The sequence below is a fragment of the Chryseobacterium culicis genome, from assembly GCF_900108365.1.
In the GTDB taxonomy this organism is placed as follows: domain Bacteria; phylum Bacteroidota; class Bacteroidia; order Flavobacteriales; family Weeksellaceae; genus Chryseobacterium; species Chryseobacterium culicis.
Genome location: NZ_FNWQ01000001.1, coordinates 1,206,304 through 1,228,053, shown reverse-complemented (window position 1 = coordinate 1,228,053; position 21,750 = coordinate 1,206,304). Strand labels below are relative to the sequence as shown.

Annotated in this window: 20 protein-coding genes; 14 read left to right on the top strand and 6 right to left on the bottom strand. The window is 35.8% G+C overall.

Annotation, left to right across the window (positions count from 1 at the left end; translation table 11 throughout):
• Nucleotides 1-8: 8 nt before the first annotated feature.
• The 4 genes from BLW74_RS05405 to BLW74_RS05390 all read left to right on the top strand — a co-directional run bounded on the left by BLW74_RS05405 (nucleotide 9) and on the right by BLW74_RS05390 (nucleotide 5,094).
• On the top strand, nucleotides 9-1,037 hold the full coding sequence (locus tag BLW74_RS05405) for a methionine ABC transporter ATP-binding protein (protein WP_089690398.1): 1,029 nt from the start codon (nucleotides 9-11) through the stop codon (nucleotides 1,035-1,037).
• Nucleotides 1,030-1,686: a methionine ABC transporter permease MetI gene (gene metI, locus BLW74_RS05400; protein WP_089690397.1), complete on the top strand. Its 657-nt coding sequence runs from the start codon at nucleotides 1,030-1,032 to the stop codon at nucleotides 1,684-1,686. Before BLW74_RS05405 ends, metI begins: the two co-directional genes overlap by 8 nt.
• 98 nt (nucleotides 1,687-1,784) lie before the next feature.
• Entirely contained in the window at nucleotides 1,785-2,594 is an 810-nt protein-coding gene (gene metQ / locus BLW74_RS05395; RefSeq protein ID WP_089690396.1) for a methionine ABC transporter substrate-binding lipoprotein MetQ, read from the top strand.
• Nucleotides 2,595-2,883: 289 nt separating this feature from the next.
• Nucleotides 2,884-5,094 carry a glycoside hydrolase family 3 C-terminal domain-containing protein gene (locus BLW74_RS05390; protein ID WP_394331224.1) on the top strand — a complete coding sequence of 737 codons (2,211 nt, stop codon included), beginning with the start codon at nucleotides 2,884-2,886 and terminating at the stop codon, nucleotides 5,092-5,094.
• A 631-nt stretch (nucleotides 5,095-5,725) separates the two neighbouring features.
• Here BLW74_RS05390 and BLW74_RS05385 read toward each other — a convergent pair.
• The 4 genes from BLW74_RS05385 to BLW74_RS05370 form a co-directional block, all read right to left on the bottom strand.
• Entirely contained in the window at nucleotides 5,726-7,912 is a 2,187-nt protein-coding gene (locus tag BLW74_RS05385) for an outer membrane beta-barrel protein (RefSeq protein WP_089690394.1), read from the bottom strand.
• 325 nt (nucleotides 7,913-8,237) lie between these two features.
• A complete protein-coding gene (locus BLW74_RS05380) occupies nucleotides 8,238-8,804 on the bottom strand; it encodes a DUF2652 domain-containing protein (RefSeq protein ID WP_089690393.1) in 567 nt (188 codons plus the stop codon).
• Nucleotides 8,805-8,903: 99 nt separating this feature from the next.
• Nucleotides 8,904-9,650, bottom strand: a complete 747-nt coding sequence (locus BLW74_RS05375; RefSeq protein ID WP_089690392.1) for a metallophosphoesterase — start codon at nucleotides 9,648-9,650, stop codon at nucleotides 8,904-8,906.
• A 120-nt stretch (nucleotides 9,651-9,770) separates the two neighbouring features.
• Nucleotides 9,771-11,159 (bottom strand): MFS transporter, encoded by a 1,389-nt coding sequence (locus BLW74_RS05370; protein ID WP_089690391.1) that lies wholly within the window; start codon nucleotides 11,157-11,159, stop codon nucleotides 9,771-9,773.
• A gap of 143 nt (nucleotides 11,160-11,302) precedes the next feature.
• Between BLW74_RS05370 and BLW74_RS05365 the strand changes: the two genes are divergently transcribed.
• On the top strand, nucleotides 11,303-11,773 hold the full coding sequence (locus BLW74_RS05365) for an Lrp/AsnC family transcriptional regulator (protein ID WP_089690390.1): 471 nt from the start codon (nucleotides 11,303-11,305) through the stop codon (nucleotides 11,771-11,773).
• Nucleotides 11,774-11,847: 74 nt separating this feature from the next.
• On the opposite strand, the gene BLW74_RS05360 is transcribed toward BLW74_RS05365, so the two are convergent.
• On the bottom strand, nucleotides 11,848-12,363 hold the full coding sequence (locus BLW74_RS05360; protein WP_089690389.1) for a hypothetical protein: 516 nt from the start codon (nucleotides 12,361-12,363) through the stop codon (nucleotides 11,848-11,850).
• A 21-nt stretch (nucleotides 12,364-12,384) separates the two neighbouring features.
• On the bottom strand, nucleotides 12,385-13,437 hold the full coding sequence (locus tag BLW74_RS05355; protein ID WP_139265703.1) for a hypothetical protein: 1,053 nt from the start codon (nucleotides 13,435-13,437) through the stop codon (nucleotides 12,385-12,387).
• Between the two features lie 432 nt (nucleotides 13,438-13,869).
• Between BLW74_RS05355 and mnmE the strand changes: the two genes are divergently transcribed.
• From mnmE to BLW74_RS05310, 9 genes are all read left to right on the top strand, one after another.
• Nucleotides 13,870-15,255, top strand: a complete 1,386-nt coding sequence (mnmE, locus tag BLW74_RS05350; RefSeq protein WP_089690387.1) for a tRNA uridine-5-carboxymethylaminomethyl(34) synthesis GTPase MnmE — start codon at nucleotides 13,870-13,872, stop codon at nucleotides 15,253-15,255.
• A 168-nt stretch (nucleotides 15,256-15,423) separates the two neighbouring features.
• Nucleotides 15,424-16,563, top strand: coding sequence for a site-specific integrase (locus tag BLW74_RS05345; protein WP_089690386.1), 1,140 nt, complete (start codon nucleotides 15,424-15,426; stop codon nucleotides 16,561-16,563).
• Between the two features lie 9 nt (nucleotides 16,564-16,572).
• Complete coding sequence (locus BLW74_RS05340; RefSeq protein ID WP_139265702.1) at nucleotides 16,573-17,337, top strand: hypothetical protein; 765 nt, start codon at nucleotides 16,573-16,575, stop codon at nucleotides 17,335-17,337.
• 106 nt (nucleotides 17,338-17,443) lie between these two features.
• Nucleotides 17,444-17,725 (top strand): helix-turn-helix transcriptional regulator, encoded by a 282-nt coding sequence (locus BLW74_RS05335; protein ID WP_089690384.1) that lies wholly within the window; start codon nucleotides 17,444-17,446, stop codon nucleotides 17,723-17,725.
• Nucleotides 17,726-17,732: 7 nt separating this feature from the next.
• Complete coding sequence (locus BLW74_RS05330) at nucleotides 17,733-18,722, top strand: replication initiation protein (RefSeq protein WP_089690383.1); 990 nt, start codon at nucleotides 17,733-17,735, stop codon at nucleotides 18,720-18,722.
• A gap of 377 nt (nucleotides 18,723-19,099) precedes the next feature.
• On the top strand, nucleotides 19,100-19,924 hold the full coding sequence (locus tag BLW74_RS05325) for a toprim domain-containing protein (protein WP_089690702.1): 825 nt from the start codon (nucleotides 19,100-19,102) through the stop codon (nucleotides 19,922-19,924).
• 280 nt (nucleotides 19,925-20,204) lie between these two features.
• The gene (locus tag BLW74_RS05320) at nucleotides 20,205-20,558 is read left to right on the top strand and encodes a helix-turn-helix domain-containing protein (RefSeq protein ID WP_089690382.1); all 354 of its coding nucleotides are present in this window, start codon (nucleotides 20,205-20,207) and stop codon (nucleotides 20,556-20,558) included.
• Between the two features lie 171 nt (nucleotides 20,559-20,729).
• Nucleotides 20,730-20,984 carry a DUF3853 family protein gene (locus BLW74_RS05315; RefSeq protein ID WP_089690700.1) on the top strand — a complete coding sequence of 85 codons (255 nt, stop codon included), beginning with the start codon at nucleotides 20,730-20,732 and terminating at the stop codon, nucleotides 20,982-20,984.
• Entirely contained in the window at nucleotides 20,981-21,691 is a 711-nt protein-coding gene (locus tag BLW74_RS05310) for a helix-turn-helix domain-containing protein (protein ID WP_089690381.1), read from the top strand. Before BLW74_RS05315 ends, BLW74_RS05310 begins: the two co-directional genes overlap by 4 nt.
• Nucleotides 21,692-21,750: the final 59 nt, after the last annotated feature.

Here is a 21,750-nt window from a genome sequence, read left to right as displayed (position 1 = left end):
GAAACAGAATGATAGAAATCAAAAGCATTTCAAAAACATTTCACCAAAAAAAGCAGTCCTTTAAGGCGCTGGATAAGGTGAGTCTCACCATAGATAAAGGAGATATCGTAGGAATTATAGGATTTTCCGGGGCAGGAAAAAGTACCCTGATCCGTACAGTAAATCTTTTGGAAAGACCGGATGAGGGACAGATTATCATTAACGGCAAAGATTTCACCAGACTCAGTTCCAAACAACTGGCTGAAGAGCGTAAAAAGATAGGAATGATCTTCCAGCATTTCAATCTTCTTTCTTCAAGAACTGTTTTTGATAATGTAGCCCTTCCTCTGGAGCTGGATGGTACCAGCAAAGAGGAAATCAACAGAAAAGTAAACGAATTATTAAAGATCGTAGGCCTTGAAGATAAGGCTAATGATTATCCTAAAAGCCTTTCAGGAGGACAGAAACAAAGAGTTGCTATTGCAAGAGCTCTGGCCAATGATCCTCACCTGCTGCTTTGTGACGAAGCAACCAGTGCACTGGATCCGGCCACTACACAGTCTATTCTGCAGCTTTTAAGAGATATCAATCAGAGACTGGGAATTACCATCCTTCTCATTACCCACGAAATGGAAGTCATTAAAGCAGTCTGCAATCATGTAGCTGTGATCGACAAAGGAAAATTAGTAACAAAAGGAACTTTAAGCGAGATTATTTCGGACAAAGAGAACCCGATCATCCGCCAGTTCATCAATTCAGATATCATGACCCTGCCACAGGAACTCATCAGCAGACTTCAGAAAGAACCCAAACATGGTTTGTTTCCTCTTGTTGAAATAGAACTTAGCGAAAACATCAGTGTTGAACAAATTCTTTCTGCACTGTACAGCCAATACAAAATTCCTTATAAATTGTTAAAGGCAGATGTAGAGTATTTTGGAAACTCCAATTTCGGTAAAATTCTGCTGCAGCTTCACGGGGAAGTGGAGGAAAACCAACAGGTGATCTCTTATTTCAATCAAAATAAAATTCAAAATACAGTAAAAGGATATGCTTAGTGATACGGTAATTGCCCTTTTGGCAAAAGGAACCTGGGAAACGGTTTACATGACATTTTTATCCGGATTTTTTGGATTTGTATTGGGACTTCCTGTTGGGATTATGCTTTTTCTAACCAGAAAAGGCCAGCTGTTGGAAAATGCTTTCTATCATAGAGGGCTTTCTGTTTTGGTGAATATTTTCCGAGCAATTCCTTTTATTATTCTGATTGTATGGATGATTCCTTTCACAAGAGTTTTAGCTGGAACTTCTATTGGGGTAAATGCAGCTTTGGTTCCTCTAAGTGTAGGAGCCGCACCTTTTATTGCAAGACTTGTGGAAAACAGCCTTATTGAAGTTCCTCACGGTCTTATAGAAACGGCAAGAGCGCTGGGAGCTTCTCCCTTACAGATCATCAGAAAGGTGTTACTGCCTGAAGCACTGCCTTCATTAATCAACAATGCCACCATTACTTTAATTACTCTGGTAGGGTACTCTGCAATGGGTGGTGCTGTAGGAGCCGGAGGATTAGGACAGGTAGGTTACCAATACGGATATATCGGGTATGATATTGTCATTATGAATACAGTTTTAATTTTACTTGTTCTTTTGGTTTTCATCATTCAGTTTATGGGGGACAGACTGTCCAAAAGATTTGATCACAGGTAGTTTTGAGTTGGAGAGAAAATGAGTTGGAGAGTTTGAGCAGGTTAGAGTTCACTCGCCGTTCATTTTTTACCTCACTATCATTTAAAATAAAAAATAGAATGAAAAAAATAAAGATTTTTGGTTTATTGGCTGCGGGAATATTATTGTTCAGTGCCTGTTCGGGAAGAAAAGATGACCCGAACTTTATCCGTGTAGGAATTACGTATGGTCCGGAGCAGGAAATTGCTGAAGTAGCTAAAAAAGTAGCTAAGGAAAGGTACAATCTGGAAGTGGAACTGATCCCTTTCAACGATTATGTAGTTCCCAATGAAGCACTGACTAACGGAGATATTGATGCCAATGCCTTTCAGCATATTCCTTATTTAACAGAGCAGTCCAAACAGAGGGGCTATAATCTTGTGCCTGTGGGAAATACATTTGTTTATCCCATTGTAGCTTATTCAAAAAAGATTAAAAATATCAGTGAATTGAAGGAAGGCAATACGATTGTGATTCCCAATGACCCGACCAACGGAGGTCGTTCTTTACTTCTTCTGCAAAAAAGCGGCCTTCTGAAATTGAAAGACGGCGTGGGGCTTCTCCCTAAAGTAACCGATATTACAGAGAACCCGAAACAGCTGAAAATCATGGAAATTGAAGGCGCTCAGATCCCAAGGGTTTTGGATGACAGAGATGTTGTGGTAGGGATTATCAACAATAATTTTGCCGCTCAGGCAGGTTTGGACCAGGAAAAGCAGGGTGTTCTTGTAGAAGATAAAGACTCACCGTATGTGAACGTAGTGGTTGCCAGACAGGATAATAAAAACAGCCAGAAAGTAAAAAACTTTGTAAAGGCATATGAATCTCCTGAAGTAGAAAAGAAAGCCAAAGAGATTTTCAAAGGAGGCGCTGTGAAGGGATGGGACTGATGAGTTGGAGGGTTGAGAATTTTTAGAGTGAGAGAATTTGAGTTTCCGGATTGGGGTTTTCGCTTTTCACTTGCTAACTTATCTTTACTTTTTCCTCCATTACAAGTAAAATATTTAATAGTAAAGCTGTCTGTAAATCCACAGGCAGTTTTTTATTCGTTAAAATTTTATTTTCTCAATTTGAGATAATAAAGAAATTTTCTTTACTTTTGCTTTTAATCAAATAGAAAGGCATATGTTAAAGAAAACCGTCATTATAAGTTTACTCACCTTTATTTCTGCTTCTTATATGGCTCAGACCAATACTACCATACCCGTTTATTTAGATGAATCCAAACCTGTAGAACAGCGTATTCAGGATGCATTGTCAAGAATGACGCTGGAAGAAAAAGTAGCAATGCTTCACGCGCAGTCGAAATTCAGTTCGCCGGGTGTTCCAAGATTAGGTATTCCTGAATTCTGGACAACAGACGGTCCGCACGGAGTTCGCCCTGAAGTAATGTGGGACGAATGGGATCAGGCCGGATGGACCAATGACTCCATTATCGCCTACCCTGCCCTGACTGCTTTATCCGCAACATGGAACAAAAAAATGTCATGGAACTATGGTAAAGCTTTAGGAGAAGAAGCTCGTTACAGAAAAAAAGATATTCTTCTCGGACCGGGAGTAAATATTTACAGAACTCCACTCAACGGAAGGAATTTTGAATACATGGGTGAAGATCCTTATCTGACCTCAAAAATGGTAGTTCCTTATATCAAAGGGGTGCAGTCTAATGGCGTAGCAACTTCTGTAAAACATTATGCCTTAAACAATCAGGAAATGTTCCGTCATACGAGTAATGTGAATGTAGATGACAGAGCTCTATATGAAATTTACCTCCCCCCTTTCAAAGCAGCGGTTACAGAGGGAGATTCATGGACGATTATGGGAGCGTATGATATGTACAAAGGCCAGTATGCCAGCCAGAATCAATATCTTTTGAATGATATTTTAAAGAAAGAATGGAACTATAAAGGCGTGGTAGTATCTGACTGGGGTGCTGTAAACAATACAGAACAGGCTATCCACAATGGTCTTGACCTCGAATTCGGATCATGGACCAACGGACTTTCCGCAGGAACTAAGAATGCCTATGACAATTATTATCTGGCAAAGCCTTACCTTGATCTTATTAAAGCAGGGAAAGTAGGAACAAAAGAACTTGATGACAAGGTAACAAGATTACTTCGTCTTGCTTATAAAACTACGATGAACCGTAACAAGCCTTTCGGAAATATTGCTTCTGAAGAGCATAAAGCGATAGCCAGAGAAATTGGAGAAGAAGGAATTGTTCTATTAAAAAATCAGGGAAATGTTCTTCCTATTGATATTAATAAGGCGAAAAAAATAGCCGTTATCGGAGAAAATGCTATTAAAATAATGACTGTTGGCGGAGGTTCTTCATCATTAAAAGCAAAATATGAAACACTTCCTTTAGACGGAATCAAATCCAGATTTGGAAAACAGGCAGATGTACAATATGCAAGAGGTTATGTAGGCGATATCGGAGGAGAATATAACGGGGTAAAATCCGGACAGGATTTAAAAGACACCCGCTCGGAAGCTGAATTGCTGAATGAAGCTGTGGAATTAGCCAAAAAATCAGATTATGTCATTTTCGTAGGCGGGCTGAATAAAGCAGACTTCCAGGACAGCGAAGGAAACGACAGAAAGAGCTACGGATTACCTTACAGTCAGGATAAAGTGATTACCGCACTTGCAAAAGCCAATAAAAATCTTGCAGTAGTTTTAGTTTCCGGGAATGCTGTGGCAATGCCATGGATCAAAGAAGTTCCCACTGTTGTACAAGCCTGGTATTTAGGTTCTGAAGCAGGAAATTCTATTGCTGCCATTTTAGCTGGAGATGCCAATCCATCAGGAAAGCTTCCGTTTACATTTCCTGTAAGGCTTGAAGACAATGCAGCACACCAGCTTGGAGAATATCCCGGACAGAAAGATGAGCTGGCAGCAGGAAAAGGTAAAGACCAGAAAAACCCGATCAATATTACTTATAACGAAAGCTTCTTTGTAGGTTACCGCTGGCACGACACCAAAAATATAAAGCCCCTGTTCAGTTTCGGACATGGATTGAGCTATACCACATTTGAATTCGGAAAAGCAAAAGCAGACCAGACAACAATTTCACAGGATGGCAAGATTACGTTTACCGTAACCGTGAAAAATACGGGTAAAAAAGCAGGTGCCGAGGTGGCGCAGCTTTATATCAGTGATTTGAAATCATCTGTTCCGCGTCCTGCAAAAGAACTGAAAGGTTTTGAAAAAGTGTATCTGAATCCGGGAGAACAGAAAGAGGTTACTTTCACCATTGATAAAACGGCCTTAAGTTATTTTGATGCCGGAAAACACGATTGGGTAGCTGAGCCGGGAGATTTTGAAGCATTGATTGGAAATTCTTCCGATGCTATTAAAACAAAAGTAAAGTTTACTCTTAAATAAATGAGAAATTAATTTGAGGATATCCTCTCAAAAACAATCTCTCACATTTTAATAATTTATTTGGTTGAATTAAACAGATCCCGGATTTGGGGTCTGTTTTTTTATTTCTCCCATTTTTTGCGAGCGGCTAAATCTGTCAGAATTTTTTAACGCAAAGTTTTTAATAAAAAAGTAACATTTTTAAGGGAGCTAAGAAAGCAACTTTGTTGCTTAAGAAGGACTATGATTGTGCGTCCGCTTAGAAAAGCTTAGAAAAAATCAATGTAATTGATTCAAGTTCTTTGCTGCCTTAAAATAATAAGAAATTCAGATAAAAACTTTGCGTTAAAATCTAATTATTTCTTTTCTACAGATTAAAATGATTTCACAGATTTATTTTAAACCATTAAGGTGATTTAAGGTTTAAGGAATATTAAGGTTCAAATAAATTTGAATGAAGCAGCATACCTAAAAAATGTCTTTAGAAATTCCCTTAATACTCTTAACAGCGTAATACATTCTTAATGGTTTAAGAATATTTAGACAAGCATCAAGGATCTACTTCATTACTTCCCTCTTCTAGCTTCTACCCAAAAATAAAAAGCAGATTCCAAATTGAAACCTGCTTTCATTTTACCTGGCAAATGTTGGATTATTTTCCGCCGCCGCCGTTTTTTTCTACGTCGGTTTTTGTATTTTCTTTTACTTTCTGGTTTCCGAAACGTTTTACAAAAGTAAGAGAAACACCGTACCAGTCCCATTTTGAGTACTCTCTGAAGGTGCCGTCCGGGCTATAAGTTGTGTTATCACCATAAGGTCTTTTAAAGATATTCATCAGCTGCATGCTCAGCTCCATCTGGGTTTTCGGGAATATTTTAGTTACAGAGATATTATGGAAAACGTTAGTATTATTCGCATAAGAGTTTCCGTTGTTCTGATTGGCCAATTCTACCCAAGCACTTAAGTTAATATTCTTATTGAAAAGATTCGTGTAAGAAACGTTGGCAGAAGCTCCCCAATAACTAATATAATCTTTTCCTCCCAACTTATTTTTCTCATTAAAATCCTTATTATTAATATAATACCATCCGAATCCAGCATTTACATTCAGTTTATTTTTCAGAAAGTTCTGATTGGTGTTGGCAAAAAGATAATATTTCTCAACTTTTCCGTCAAAATTCCCCGGTAAAGAAACGGTTCTCCCGTTTTCTGTCACATAGGTAGTCCAGTAATCCTGATTGGTATGCATATATCTTGCGGAAATAAAATACTTCTTAAGGATTCCAAATTTCATGTACAGCCGGTCATTCGGGTTCGGATTCAGATAAAGGTTTCCTCTTGAATAGGTACCGTTAATTTCGGGCACAAGGAATGGATTAAATTCAGAATACCAGGGTCTCCAGATGCTTCGGTTATAGGTAAGACTCAGATCAAATTTCTCTGAGAAGCTGTATTTCAGCAATAAATTAGGAAGAAAAGTTCCGTATGAATCTTTTCTCTCTGTACCTGCTACATCCTGTCTTACTTTATAATCAATATATTCGTAACGAACTCCGATTCTTGTTTCTAATTTTTTAAAGAATGTTTTACTGTAATTGGCATATAAAGAGCTTAAATTGTCCTCGTAATGAAAAGTATCATTTCTTGCCAGGTTATAAAACTCGGAATTAGCATCCGTCATACTGAATCCGTAAAGACTGTTAGGAATAATATGATTGTTAATTTCTGTTTTTCCGCCCACTTCTATTGTACCGCCGGATTTTCCTAAAGGCTGAGTGTAATCTACTTTCAGATAATAATTGCGCATCTGATTGGAACTGAGCACTCCAAGCTGCTGGACTGTGCTTCCCGACATATTATTAATTTGCTTATCAATCAAATTATCATTGTCATTGCTGGAGTAGTTGGTTCCTAAGTTAATATCTAAAATCCTGTTCTTTTCTTTATCATAGTATTTATAGAACGCATTAGTCCCCAGGTTACGGTTGAATCCCCATATATTCTGAGTCTGAAGGAAAGAGTCTCCCGGATTTCCATTCTCGAAGATCATTCCGTTAGATTCTGCCAGAGACAGATTTCTGCTCTGTGAATACTCCGCAACAAATCCTATGTTATTTTTATCATTCAATTCAAATTCTGAAGTGGAGGAAATAGACGGGCTTTCGTTTCTCATTACGTTCTCCAGATTAAACTGAGTCAGCCTATTAGTAGAATAGCGGTTGTCCCAGGTTTGGGTTTTCTGCACATAATTTCCGTTATTGTACCCTCCGATAAAAGTCTGGGTAAACTTTTTCTTATGGTAGTTCAGATTAAAATTAGAGTATTGTGAGTTTTTGGTACTTTGCCTGTTGTTGAGAGAGATGCTGCCTTTAATTCCTTCATCATCTCTTTTTTTGAGCACAATATTGATGACAGACCCTGAAGTTTCATAACGCGAGGAAGGGCTGGTAATCACCTCAATTTTCATCAGGTTATCAGCAGGAATTGTTTTAAGATATTCCTTCAATTCTTTTCCTGTAAAAACAGATTTCCTGTCGTTGATGTATACGGTAACCATTTGGCCTTCGGCTTTTACATCATCATTATTATCAATGCTTACCAAAGGAGTCATTCTAAGAACGTCCCATGTTGTATTTCCAGCCAGAATTGCACTGTTTGCTACATTAAATACTGTTCGGTCAATTTTAGATTCTACGGTCGGTTTTCTGGCAACCAGAGTAACCGCTTCTATTTCTTTTGCATTTCCTTTTACCGTATCTTGTGCAGCCGCATCCGGAGCTTGCTGAGCCATTGCAAATGAGCCTGCTAATATCGCTATGGGAAATATAATTACTTTCATGTGAATTATAGTTTTTCTATAAGACCACTATCCTCATAACTTTGTTACATCCACTCGTAAAAAAAATAAAATAATCATCTAATTTACAAGGAGATATCAAACGCTTATTTAAACATAAATCAAAAAACAATGCCAATTTTTCAATAAACAGATCCAATATAAATCACATTCATAATAATTATTCTTAAAACAACTTTTTATCTGTAATTAACATAGCAGCGCAAAAAGTTTTAAAATTTATAATAAAATTACTCAACCTGACGGCTTAAAAATGTCTATCCGGATTCCAACCGGGCTGCCTGCAATAGCAAATTGACAAGGAACGCTATTCAAATATAGGCTGGTTTAAATTTTCAAAATAATGGATGACGCCCACCTCCGGCAGACGAAGCGGATCTTTATTAAAATCAGACTCCTTGTTTTTACTGCTTTCCAGAAAAGAATTGCTGAAAAGAGCATAAGAAGGCTGTTCTGCCACTCCGTTTTTCAAAAGCTGATGGGCTTCCACAATGGTTTTTCCATATAATTTCCTGAAGTTTCCAATGCTGTACTGTGAAAAAGATCCGTAGTGAACAATAAACTTAAGAGCCAGATCAATTTTTGTGCTTAAGCTCTTGCTCAGTTCCTCTATCTTCCTGTTAAAGGCACTTCTCATCTTCCACAGCATTGTCGAAATACTCTGATAAGAAGGATTTTTATCATAACGGTAAAACAGAATGGCATCTCCCTCAATCTCAGAAATTTCAAAGTACTGATTATTCTCATCTATAAGCGTAGACAATAACTGTCTTACAATATATTCTCCTGTATACAATTTTGTATTGAACACAAATTCGGTAAATCCGCTGAAATCCGGAATTAGAATGATCCCCTCTTGTATAGTTGTCTTCATAATGATAATGGATTAAAAACCTGCTTCAACATTACAGACGAAACGGAATCATTTTTACCTTATCATTTTCGGGTATAATTTACAGGAATTGCTTTTCAGCTAAACAACAATCATCAGTTCCTTATCGTAACCATTATATTTTTCATCAATATAGCCATGAGGATTACAAATAATTTCTGTTTCTCCGATCTTATATCTGCACGGTGTGTGAATATGTCCGTGAATCCAATATAATGGCTGGTATTCCGCAATTATATCTTCCAGATCAGAAGCGTAAGCCGCTGTTAAAGGATCTTCTTTATATTGTTCCGGAACAGATTCTATGGAGGGCGCATGATGGGTAACCACTACATTTTTGAGACCTTTTGAAATTTCAAGGCTTTCTTTTAACCATTGCTTTGAAAGCTGATGGATCTTAAAAGTATCCAGTGTTCTCATTTTCGAATAGGAAGGATCTCTTCTGATCATTTTATAATCGTTCATCTTCGGCTGGCAAAGCATTCCGTACTGAACAGGATTTCCAAAGATGGAAAAATCCGTCCACAGAGTAGCACCATGAAAACGAATACCGTCAATATCCACAAATGAATTTTCCAGCACGTGGATATTAGAATTAAGCGCTGCTTCCTTAATCTTATGGAGTGTTTTCGGATACGAACCTTTATAATATTCATGATTCCCCAAAACATACATTACAGGTTTATTGGGGATTGCTTCTTTAATCCATTCAATTCCTCTGGTTCCCAAATTGACATCACCAGCCAATACCACCACATCCGAATGATCAAAACATAGTTCTGTATTCCCAAATTCTCTGTGAAGATCGCTGATGATCTGTATTTTCATGATATATAATAAAAAGCAAAGGTAGTAAAGGGGAAATAGAATTGCAAAAAGCAAAAAAAAGAACAGGTCCCTAAGCACCAGTTCTTTTATCATATAGTCTGTCTATTTTAAGTCCTTAAATTATGAAACAGCAACTTCTGTCTCATTTACTTTTACGCTTTTCAATATAAAATAAAATAACAGGCCAATTGCTAACAGAGCGTAACCGGTTAAAATAATCAGATTCAGGCTTCCCACTGATAATTCCGAGGGAAAAACCTGGCTCATTAACGTCATAAATGAAAGCCCGATTCCCGCTCCCAAAAAGTAACTTGTAGAGCTCAGACTTGATGCTAATCCGTAATGTGCAGGCTCAACATCCTGTATTCCCATTACGGAAAGTGCAGTAAAGCAAAACGTCATTCCCAATCCGGAAATACACGCTGCTCCCAGTAAAACCATTGTCAGCGGATGTCCTGTATAAACGGAAATCAACAGTAACAATCCTCCGGCCAGCATAAATGACCATCCTAAAACACCCATTTGAGACGAACTCAATCGTTTTGAAACTTGTGGCAGAATAAATTTAGCCGTTAAAGCCGATAAGATACTGAATGGAACCAGCATTAACCCGGCTGAAGCAGCACTGTAACCCATATCTTTCTGAAGCATTAACGAAATAAGAAATAAGAATCCGATAAAAAATGCTCCTAAAGTGAAGAATACAGCATTGGAAACCACTAATGATTTGTGTTTAAAAAGTTTCAAATCCACCAAAGGCTCTGCAACAGATTTTAAACGATAATAGACCATAATAAGTAGTACTAAAGCCAATACCAGAGAACCTATTACCAAGAAAGGCTGGTCTTTGATATGAACCAGTTCATGGGTTCCGTAAGTTAAACTTAGTAATCCTAACACCATTAATACTCCTGAAACCAGATCTGTTTTCTGCGCAGTTTCGTTTTTTTCATCTCCAGGCAGATAATAGTAAGACAGCACAAGCGTTATTAAAAGAATAGGAACATTGATCAGGAAAACCCAATGCCAGCTTAAATAAGTACTGATAATTCCTCCTACTGAAAGACCGCTTCCGGAACCAATAGCCGCAAATGAGCTGAAAATTCCGATAGCACGGTTTCTTTCCTGCTCCCCTCTGAAGGTATTGGTCACGATTGATAAAGCTGATGGCATTACCAATGCCGCTCCCAATCCCTGCAAAGCACGGAATATCGCCAGTACTTCAAAATTTTGGGATAATCCTGCTCCTAATGAAGTAAGCATAAAAATAAGTGCTCCGATCAGAAACATCTTTTTTCTTCCCATCTGGTCTGAGAGCTTTCCTCCAATGATCAGAAATCCACCAAAGAAAAGGACATATAATGTCTGCAGCCACTGAACTGTTTCTGCCCCGATCTGAAACTGCTCCTGAATAGAAGGAATGGTTAAATTAATAATGGCAATATCCAAAGCCTCCACAAATGTTCCTACCGATGCTAAAATTAATATTACATTCTTCCTTGTATCCATATTTCAAATTTCCTGCAAAATTAAAATTAACAGAACGTATATAAAAATTTAATCTTAAATTTGGAACAATATTGTACAATAGAATTAATAAAAAGAACAAAATACCTGATCCATATAACAACACTCTATAAAAACAGAACAAAATGGCAGCTGAAAACTACATCCCTGATGATAAGGACTTATCTATTCTCCGCCTTCTGCAGAAAGATGCAAAAATGAGTGTCCGAGATATTTCGGCAAGAATCAACCTGAGCCCCACTCCCACTCACGAACGTATCAAACGGATGGAGAAGCAGGGAATTATTAAAGAATATACTGCTATCGTAGACCGAAAAAAGGTTAATAAAGGAATGATGGTCATCTGCATGATCGCTTTGAATGTTCACAATAAAAAAACTGCAGGAACATTCATTGAGGAAGTCGGGAAACTGAAGGAGGTTGTAGAATTTTACAACATCAGCGGAGATTTTGATTTTATGCTGAAGATCCTCGCTCCCAATATGGATGAGTTTCATGAGTTTTTTGTGAATAAATTATCAGAAATCCAGGGCATCGGACAGACCAAAAGTATTTTTGTAATGAACAGCATTAAGGAAAGTGCCCAGATTGTTTAAAATTAAAAAGCAGCTATATAAAGTATTGCTGCTTTTTTGGTGTAAACCAGGTTTTTCTGACTTATTCTATCTATTTATTTCCAGTAATTCCAGACTGAGCCGTCAAATACTGCCAGTGTTTTGCTGGTTGTATCGTAACAGATCATTCCCGGATAAGGATTTTTTACACTGAGATGCGGGGTTGCTATTTTGGGAAGAATCATGGATTTATTTTGAGATTCCAGAACCAGTACACCCTCGGCATTACTTGCTGATTCTCCCATAATGACACCTTTACCTGTTTCCGGAGAATTATTGGCAATAACAGCACTTGAGTTTCCGGCATCGGATAAAGACTTCCAGCGATCATTTTCGTAGACTTTTACTTTATTATCCGTAACATCAAAGATGAATGTTCCATTGACCAAAGAACCAGTGGGAAATCCGGATATGGCAGGTAGAATCAAGCCATTAGTGTTTCCTGATCCATTATCAAAATCCAATACTGTACTTCTGCCCTCTATAACCTGTTTGCCAATGGCTATCTGAGCAAAAGATGAGTTAAAAACAACCAAAGCCACTGTTATACTTATATTTCTTATATTTTTCATACTATTCAACTTTTGGGTTAATCAATCATTACAGCTTCTTTGTATACATTTCCATTCTGTTCCGTTATAAAGCTTTACACACTTATCCTGGATATCGTAGAGAAGCATTCCTTCTTTCGGCTCTGCGATAGCGTCTCCGGACTGTGGTGTCTGGCTTACATGCTGAACTCTGGTAATAACAAAACCTTTGCTTTTTGATTCCATAGCTAAGAATCCGTTAGGTATATTTCCCGGCCAGGAATCATTTTTCTGCTGAACGGTAATTCCAAATCGGGTAAACCCAGCTGGTGTTCCGGAAAGTCCTGGTTTTGTACAGACTCCGTCTATATCATCTATGATTACGGGAGCGTTTCCACAGCTTGTTTTATCTTCAGATAATCCGTCAGGCCATAAGGTTGGACACATCGCTTTGGTTGCATTGGGCCCGCAGAAACTTGAATTTCCAATTCCTAAACCGGTAACAGATCCCATGGCAATAGCAATCACCTGGCTGTCATCACTGATGATAGAAGCACCCCCACCTCCACTTACGTCTGCTTTTGCAATACAGTATGCTTTTCCGGCAGGAATTCCTACATATTCAACTGAAGGATAAGTGGTAGACTGCTGCGTAAAGGTTCCGCATATTTCTACAACACTGTTGGTTCCCAATTCAATAACAGATGTTGTTCCGGGATAAAAGCCACCGAAAGTGGGGTCTTCCTGAATAACAGATCCTACAAGAGACAAAAATGATTGGGTTCCTAATGTAATTTTTGAATTCTTCTGAGATCCGAAAGTTCCTACTTTAACGGTTCCTGTCGCTTTCACACTGGCACCGTCACCAATTTCCAAAATCCCATCCACCTGAATACTGTTAGACTGCAGCTGCCCGGACTTAATAATAAGTGCTGCACCGTTCGGAATGCTGATATTGGTTCCTACACTAAGGTTTCCGTTAAGGCAATAGGTATTTCCGCTCATCATCGTCTGGCCGGTATAAGGAATGCACTGAGCATAAACTACAGTACCCAAAAGAAACATCAACAGGAAAATCATTTTTTCATTAATGTTTAAAAAAATTAATTTATTCATACGCATTTATAATACTTTAATAAATTATCATCGGTTAAATGAAAATTTTTTAAATTTTCAACATCATCGACCGACTATTCAACAATTAACATACCAAACACGTGTTTAATTTTTTCATCACCAGATCAGCAACCATAAGAACACCTATTTCGAAAAACGATGACTAAACCCTATAAAAGATTACATTAGAGAACATTAGATTTACTCAGAACCGTCCTGATCCGGAAAGATATTTTTTTATAAATATTCTTTTTTTGAGTGAATTCACGTTATAGTTTAACAGTAAAAACACTACCTTATTTACAGATCATGCCTATTTCCCGTACAGAATAATCTGAATAACCTTTCTTTATTTTCTGCTGAATAAAACAATAGATAATCTGAATAGCAGACGTCATAGAAAATTCGCATGAAAAACCGTAAATTTGCAGCATGAATAACGATACGATCTGTGCGTTGGCTACTGCCAATGGAATAGGTGCTTTAGGCATCATCCGGGTTTCAGGAAATGAGGCTTTATCTGTGGTTCAGAAAAGTTTCCCGGCAAAAAACCTGGAAAAACAGAAGTCCCACACCATTCATTATGGTTATTTTATGGATGATGAGGAAGCGATTGATGAAGTAATGCTTTCAATTTTCCTTGCACCGAAAAGTTTCACCACTGAAAATTCTGTGGAGATTGCTTTTCACGGCTCTCCTCATATCGGAAAACGTATTCTTGAAACCCTGATCAAAAATGGAGCAAGAATGGCTAAAGCGGGAGAATTTACCCTTCGTGCTTTTATCAATGGAAGAATTGATCTTTCTCAGGCGGAAGCGATTGCTGATGTAATTGCTTCTGATAATGAAGCTTCAAGAAAGGTAGCCATTAACCAATTAAAAGGGGGAATTACCAATGAAATTTCTCTACTGAGAACTGATCTTTTGAATTTCGTTTCTTTGATTGAACTGGAACTGGATTTTGCTGAAGAAGATGTAGAATTTGCAGACCGAACTGCACTGAGCGGATTACTAGATAAGATTGAGTTAAAATTAAATTCACTGATTGAAAGTTTCCAGTACGGAAATGCCATTAAAAACGGAACCGCCGTTGCCATTATCGGAAAACCGAATGCAGGGAAATCTACTCTTCTGAATTCCCTTCTGAAGGAAGAAAGAGCGATTGTAAGTAATATTGCAGGAACAACCAGAGATACGATAGAGGAAGTTCTTCACATCAAAGGTCATGCTTTCCGACTGATTGATACTGCCGGACTTCGTGAGACGGTGGATGAAATTGAAGCAATCGGAGTAAAAAAAGCCAAAGAAAAGGTAGAAAATGCCAATATTCTTGTTTATCTGGCTGATGCTGCCACTGAGGATTTTTCTGAGGATATAGAAATGATTCAGTCACTTTTGAGAGAAGATCTGAAACTGATTATCTGTGCTACAAAAATAGATGAGGTTATACCAACACAATATGAGAATGTAGAAAACATATTCAGAAACGCCATTTCTCATGAGTTTGACTTCATCAAGATCTCAGCACTCGAAAATCAAAACATTCAGGATCTGAAAAATGAGCTTTCCTCTTATGTGGAACATTTAAAATCTGAAGAAAACAACGTTGTAATCACCAATCAGCGTCACTTTGAAGCGTTAAGAAAATCCCTGGATGCCGTTCACAAAGTAAAAGAAGCCATTTCTTTCCAGATTTCTACAGAACTATTGGCTTATGAGCTTAGAAATGCCCTTGAACACCTTGGAGAAATTTCCGGTGAAGTTACCAATGATGAAGTATTGGGGAATATTTTTTCTAAGTTCTGTATCGGGAAATAAAAAGGCTTTCTTTTGGTTTCTTATTTTTTCTCTTATTTGGTTTTCAACAATTTAAGTAATTTTTATTTTCTTATGTAAGAGTTTGTTTGTACTTTTGTTACCAATTCTGTACTACTTTTCTATGCTAAATATTCAAAGTAGTACAAAGAAGTACAAAAAACACATTTTATGAAAATATCACTTAGCAAAAGAACTTTAAAAGATGGACGAATTAGTTTATCAATTGAATATTATCGTGGTTCAGAAATTAACAAGGAAGGTAAACGACGACATCTCAAAAGTTTCGAAAATCTAGAAACCTACTTATTTAGTAATCCTAAAACTCCCGCTGAGAAAAAGCAGAACAAGGAAGGTCTTGAGTTTGCTGAAAATATACTATCTATTAGAAAAGCAGAATATGTTCAGGGAAAGTTTGATTTAAAAAATACAACAAAAGCCAAAAGCACTTTCCTGAATTATTTTGCTGAAAAGACAAAGGAAAAACAGGAACAAGATAGTTCGAATAATTATGGCAATTGGTTTTCAACACTTCAACATCTGAAAAAAATCATTCCTAAAAATACCATTTTTGATGAAGTGGATGAGGATTTCATAAAAAAAGTTCGTCACTATTTCGATAATGTGGCCAGAACAAAAAGTGACCTGCCTCTTTCCCAAAACTCTAAATATTCCTATTTCAACAAATTTAAAGCAGCTTTAAGAAGTGCATTTGATGAGGGATATCTCTCAATAAATTATTCTTCGAAAATAAAATCTTTCGAACAAGCCGAAAGTCAGAGAGAATATTTAACTTTTGATGAGTTACAATCTTTAGCGAAAGCAGAGTGTAAATATGACGTTCTCAAAAGGGCATTTCTATTTTCTTGCTTATCTGGTCTTCGATGGTCAGATATTAATACATTAGTTTGGAATGAAGTAAGGGATGAAGGCGAGATTTCGAAAATAAACTATCGTCAAGAAAAAACTGAAGGTGTAGAATATCTCTATATTTCTGCTCAAGCGAGGGAATTACTTGGTGAGAGACAAGATCAAACGGATCGAGTTTTCAGAGGGCTGAAATACGGAATGACTTATAATACTGAAATTATTAGATGGTGTAACCGTGCCGGGGTTCCTAAACACATTACATTTCACAGTGCCAGACATACAAATGCTGTATTATTACTTGAAAATGGAGCAGATATATATACCGTATCTAAAAGACTTGGCCATCGTGAAATCAGAACTACAGCTATTTATGCTAAAATTGTAGATAAGAAGATGAAAGAAGCAGCTGAAATGATACCAACATTACAAATTAACCTTTAAGATAACACAATGGAAACAATTCTAATTTACTTTATCTTGGTTTTATCATTGTGCTTATCATTACTACAGATTTTCATCTCACTTAATTATTTTAAAAGGTTTGCAGTTGAGTATCTATCCAATTCACCAAGCAGTTGGAATCCAAACTATGACAGAAGTGCATTGGCATTTAGTGTATGTTTTGGTCTGTTTTCAATATACTTAACCAGATTAATTTGGAGTGGAGAAACAGATAATTCTTGGTTTTTGACAGCCCTATATATATTGATGATCGCTTTATTTTCATTCTTCTCAATCTTTTATTTAACATTTATCCAAAAAGATAAAAAATTTTCATTAATTAAAAAGGATAATGATGCTAAAATATGGCAGCATACTGACATGGGAACAAATCCAAATATCTTTGAGTATTTCATCGAAACAAAAAAAATCAGCGCTGAAACGAACAAAGATGATTTTCATTTAATATTTTCTTACCAAAATACCAAAACGAAAGTTATTTGGACAGGGAAATACAATGGTAGATTAACATATACAACTTTAATCTTATTTTACAAAGTAATCTTAAAAAGAGAACATTTCACTAAAGAAAATATTAGAAATGAAATGGAAAACAAATTTCTCTTTGAAAAAAGAGATCCGAATACGGGAGAAACAATTATTGGAGAACTTGATTATGGGTCTTTTGATAATGCTTTTGATCGGATAAACTTTGATAATTTATTAGAATACCAGCAAAAAGAATTTGATAAATATTCTGAGTTCTTCAAATAAATCTTTTGTAAATCAGCTATGGGAAGCTATGTCACAACTGACATAGCTTTTCTTTTTACATTTCCTCTATCTTCCTTTGTACCAGAATTTTTAACAAAAGAAAATAATGGAAAACGAACTTATTCTACAAAAACTTAACCGAATCGAAAAACACATTTTTGCTATGAAACCCATTCTTAATGTTGAAGAGCTTGCCGATTATACAGGTTTTAAAAAATCCTATATCTATAAACTCGTGCATGAAAATCTTATACCCTTTTCAAAACCTAACGGAAAAGTACTTTTTTTTGATCGTAAAAAAGTTGATGAATTCTTACTTCAAAATGCAAGTAAATCTAAAGAAGAAATCAATCGCGAGTCAATTGAATTTGCTTTAAAGAAAAAATAATTTTACTATGGATAACACGAAATCTTTTAAACCAACGGAAAGGAAAAAAGTTCTTATTTCCAATGATTTCAGAGAAATCCTAATTAGACAGGATACAACAATTATTGAGCAACGCCTTATTGTTATGATACTTTCTTGTATAAAGGATGAACAGGCCATGTTTATTACCGTAAAAAGTCCAATTGATCATATCTTTCAAAAACAGCTTTCGTTTGATGAGTGCTTTGATGGTTGGGCGAATCAAGGAACTGTAGATTTTATTATTCCACTAAAGGATTTAAATCCTAAACGGAAGATGAAAAATAAATCCATCAAAACAGCATTGATCAATATGACAAACATTAATTGGCTGCAATTAAAAGATGATTCAATCAATGGGTTCAGAGCAGTTCCGTTCATTTTGGAACCAGGCTGGAATCATCGTAATATTTTCTTCAAAATGGACAAAGCTGTAATGAAACATCTGGTAAATATGAGTCAGTATTATCCATTAAAAAAGGACCTACCTTATGAAGCCTCATCAGCCAATACTATAAAGTTTCTTATGTGGATTCTTAAGTTTAAAAAATACGGAGGTTTGACGATGGCTTATTCACAAATATTAAAAGAACTTCATATCCCTAGTGATAAGTACGATGGTCGTTCTCGCTTCGAAAGAGATTTTTTAATGAATATCAAGGCAGATCTAGACTGTTTTAATAATTTAAGTTTCAATTATTCCTACAGAGAAGGCAAATATTCTTTCGTAATCTATGATACTGTTAAAGCAATTGGAACTCACGAAAAGTTTAAGACCTTAAATGAACTTCAGATTGACAGAGCTTTGAAATACATAAAAAGAAGACGTGAATTGGATGAAGCGCAGGCAAGAGTTCTAAAAAAAATATATTTATTGAGAGGTTACGATGAACTGTCAAAGAGGATAAAAAGTAAAATAAGCTATTCTCACAAAGGACAGGAGTATATAAAAGCTGTTCTCATTTTACTTGAAAAATAAGTTGAGCCTTTATCTCCACAATCCAGGATTTTATCTACAGAAAAGCAGACTTTATCTCCATGAGAGTAGGTTTTATCTCCAAAGAAGTGGATATTATCTCCGCAAAAAGTGATTCTATCTCCGTTTTTTTATAGTAATATTTGGCAAACTCTCTATTGATCGTATCTAATGAGATCAATATAATGCTATCTAATTATATTAATTGTAACTATTCTTTCTAATCTTTCTAATTAAAATACTAAATGTGGATAAAAACAAAAATTACAAAAAACTATAAATCAGAACATTAAAAAATATTTCAATTTAAAAATAAAGTGGATTTTATCTCCAAAAACAATTTCTGCTTTAAAAAAAAGAAAAATTCCCCCCGAAAAAAAATGAACATAAAACAGGCTAAGAATATACCTATCAGAGAGGTCATGGAGAGTTTTTCTCTTTTCCCTAAAAAAGAGAATGATAGAGTTGCTTTCTATTTTGCGCTGGATCGCGAAGAGAACACACCAAGTCTTTCAATAAATTTTATAGAAAATACTGCTTTTGATTATGGTACAGGAAAGAAATATGACAATATTTCTATCATTCAAACAATTAAAAAATGTTCCGTCACAGATGCGTTACAATATCTGTCAGGTATAGATTATTCCTATACAGAGAAAAAAGTTATTGCAGAAAGTGGAACCAACTTTAAAATTGTAACCATTAAAGATCTTCAACACCCAGCATTAATTCAATATTTACGTACCAGAAAAATTACTTTAGAAACTCATTACTTAAGGGAAATTCATTATGAAATTTCAGGTAAAAAATACTTTGCGATCGCATTTGAAAACAATTCCGGTGGCTTTGAAATCAGAAATAAATATGCAAAACTTTGTCTTGGTAAAAAAGATATTACATTTCTTAAAAGCAACGCAAAAAGGCTCTTGATTTTTGAAGGATTTTTAGATTTCATTTCCTTTAAAATTTTATCCAATTCCGGCGGAAATGAGGCAGCAGATTATATTATACTAAATTCCATCAGTCAAATTTATTTACTTCGTAAATTAGAAGAAAATTATGAAAAAATTGAATTGTACTTAGACAATGATCATGCAGGAGATAAAGGTACAAATGAACTTCGGCATATATTTCCAAATGCAGAAGATAAAAGATACCTGTATGGCGAATTTAAGGATATAAATGACTTTCTAATTAGTAAGTGAGCCAGAATAATTTAATAAAACATCAATACAATATTTCTGGTCTTAATTCCTAGCAAACAAATACAGTATTCTTTCTAATGTTTATGCCTTGGTTTATAACTGTGCACCTTTGCTTACAAACTAACAGTACAGCAAACACAAGGATATACAACCTTTTATACTAATTTAAAGGACAAATTTAATGTCTGTTATTGACTTTTTCCTGTCTGTTATTGACCATTTTTCAATTAGTATTTAAACCAATCTACTATTAATTTTGAAGGTGAAAAAAAACACACAGATGGACGTTATCACAATTGAATCTAAAGCCTTTAAAAGCTTGATGTCAAAAGTAGACACAATTTTCGATTATGTCATTACCCAGCAAAATTTACAGAATAAAGAAGATTCTTGGGTAGACAGCTATGAGGTTTGTACCTTTTTGAAGATTAGTGACCGCACGCTGCAAAGGCTACGCAGCCAACGCAAAATCACCTACTCCCGCATACGAGGGAAAAATTATTACAAAATAAGCGAAATTAAAAGAATGTTGGATGAAAACCTTATTCGCCGAAGCGAGGATCATTTACAAGATCTCATACAAAATAAAAAAAATATTGTACAAGACAATGGTATCGAAATACGCCCTTTATGATTAGAACATTTTTAAAATAGCATATTGGAAATATGGTAACCTTGGTGAAAATTTAAAGAATTATACTTAGGATTTGACTTTGTTTTAAAATTGAACAAAATCAGATTTCGAAAAGATTTATGAATTAAAAAAAATAAAACGAAAAAAAACAGAATGCATAAAACCCTGGCTATGAATATTGACAAAAAAAAACCATTGCTTCAACTGACTGTTGGAGAGTTTTTGGATTTGCAAAAAGCTTCTGCTACAGAAAAAAAATATGAATATGGGCTTAAAGGCTTAGCAAAAATGCTGGGTTGCTCCCGTTCTAAGGCATCAGTAATAAAGTCCTCAGGCATATTGGATGATGCAATCGTTCAAAACGGAAATCTTATCATCATTGATAAAGATAAAGCAATGCAGCTACTTACCCAGAATAAGAAATGAATTACTCTGTATTAATTACAAAGTTTTGGCAAAACAACAAAAAAGAACCGATGGGAGCTGTTACAGCTTCCATCTATCTGCTACTGCTCGAAAGATGGAAGGAAAATGAAGAAAATGATTTTAATCTATCGGATACTGAAATTTGTAAATATTTAAAAATCTCCAGGCCAACCATAATTGCTATTCGCCAAAAACTTATCTCTGCCGGAATGATTCAATTTCAGTCTAAAAATGGTCTTCCTGGTCATTACAATATTTGTTTAGAGCACACACTTTCAACACCTTCTAATGAAAATCTTACTATTACTCCAAAAAAAAAGCAGAAAGCCAGTAGAAAAGTGCCACCAGAAGTAATAATTTCCCAGAGTGAAAATTTGCATTCACATCAATCTAATATTAGTCCGGCTGCAATAACTATTCCGGTGAATGATAATAATCCATCCCTGGAAGAATTTATGCAATATGCAAAAACACTGCATAACTACATTGCCGAACTAGATATCCTACTTAAGGAAAAGTATTCCAGCTGGCTAGGAAATCATTGGAAAAACGGATATGGAAAACCCATAACAAACTGGAAATCTTCTTTAAGAAATATAATGCCTTTTCTGCAGAATGAATTGCAATCAAATAATAACAGCACACAAATGATTACTCTTCCGACAATTAAACCTCCGGGATCAATTAGGGATGAATCAGAAAAATAGTGATCATTGGAATGATATAAAACCTATCCACTGATCTGTAAACTTCTTTGATCAGCAAA